Raw genomic sequence first — 1852 nt, forward strand, 5'->3', positions numbered from 1 at the left:
CTTCCGCTCAGGGCACGCTACGTCCCACTCCTGCGTAAAAGAACTAGAACCACTATGGATTGGCGACCGACAGCGCCGCTCGCCAAACTGTTTCAGATATCTATACGCTCTGCAATTCTTAGCGCGTCTTCCAATTCAACGCCCAGGTATCGCACGGTGTGTCCGTCATCGAATGATTTGGAACACGAGCGTTTGATTGGCTTAGGAGGATCAGGCTCGCCGCAGTTTCAATCTACGCCGCGTTCTGATGATGCAGCAAGCGGCGTTTCTGGATTGTCTGGTGTTTGATTTCCTTTCTGCGTCTGAGGATTGTTTCGGCTCGACCGAAATAGACATCGGCGGGTGTCAGATTGCTGATGCTCTCGTGGTATCGGTTGTGGTTGTAGTGATTGATGAAGTCGCCGATGGCCTGTTCGAGCGCTCCTGGCAGATAGTAGTTTTCCAGCAGGACACGGTTCTTCATCGTCTGATGCCATCGCTCAATCTTGCCCTGGGTCTGCGGATGGTTGGGCGCTCCCCGAACATGATCCATACCCTGCTCATCCAGCCATTTCGCCAACTCGCCAGAGATGTAACTGCTGCCGTTGTCGCTGAGCAGCCGGGGCTTGTGGGCAACGGTGACACTGTCACAACCTGATGCAGCCAAAGCGTCTTCCAGCGTTCCTGTGACATCGTCAGCTTTCATCGTGGTGCAAAGGCGCCAAGAGACAACGTAACGGCTGTAATCATCCAGGATCGTAGACAGGTAGAACCAGCCCCAACCGATGACTTTGAGATAGGTGAAGTCGGTCTGCCAAAGCTGGTTCGGCCGCACAGTCTTCTCATGGAATTCATCCGCCGCTTTGATGGTGATGCAGGCTGGGCTAGTGATCAGATCTTGTGCCTTCAGAAGCCTGTAAACACTGGCCTCAGAAACGAAGTAGCGCCTGGTGTCGGTGAACCGCACCGCAAGCTCGCGGGGCGATAACTCGGGTTCTTCCAGAGCCAGTTCCACGATCTGCTTGCGCACCTTGTCGGGGATGCGGTTCCAAACCCTACCTGGCCGGGAATGGCGATCCTCAAGCCCGGCCTCGCCGAAAGACAGATACCTGTCGTACCAGCGGTAGAAGGTCGTTCTGGGAATGCCGAGCTTTTCCAGTGTGCGTTTGATCGGCAGGTGCGAACCGTCAACCAGCCGGATGATCTCAAGCTTTTCGGATGTTGCCCTCTCATCGCTGCAAGCAGCGACTGTTGGGTGACAGATATCTCATTCGTCGTCTCCCCCATCCTCGAACATGCTTTTTTTGAGCAGCCGGTTCTCAAGGGTCAGGTCGGCGACTACCTCTTTCAGCGCCGACGATTCCGCTCTCAAATCCTTCACCTCAGAGCTGGTAGCCTGGCGTGCGGTATCGCCAGCCAACCGCTTCTTACCGGCCTCAAGGAACTCTTTCGACCAGCTGTAATACAGGCTCGTAGCTATTCCTTCACGGCGACACAGCTCCGCTATGCTGTCTTCACCACGAAGCCCATCCAACACAATACGGATCTTCTCCTCTGCCGAATGCTGGCGCCGTGTCTTCCTGCGGATGTCTTTGACAACTCTCTCTGCTGACGCTTTCTGTTTCCCGGATTTCATTCTCATCTCCACTCTCTGATGGTTACGATGAGCCTGAAATCCTCCGCTACGCAATCAACCTAGTCTGTTCCATGGGTGCTGATGGCGGACAGTTTGCGATTGGGCAGAGCCGGATTGAGAGGACCGAGGTAGCCATTCGCATCGGCGGTTTAACCGTATCCGCTGAGCCGACGGCTAAAGATCGCGCGTAAAGGGTGGATTCGACCTTATGCGGACAGCTTTGGCTGGACCAAGAAC

1 pseudogene is annotated in these 1852 nt (G+C 55.0%); it reads right to left on the minus strand.

Annotated features, from left to right (window positions below):
• Positions 1-232 precede the first annotated feature (232 nt).
• Positions 233-1621 (minus strand): annotated as a pseudogene (locus ACR0EK_RS20270) (IS3 family transposase).
• Between the last annotated feature and the right edge of the window lie 231 nt (positions 1622-1852).

Source organism: Ruegeria sp. AE4 (assembly GCF_056542185.1).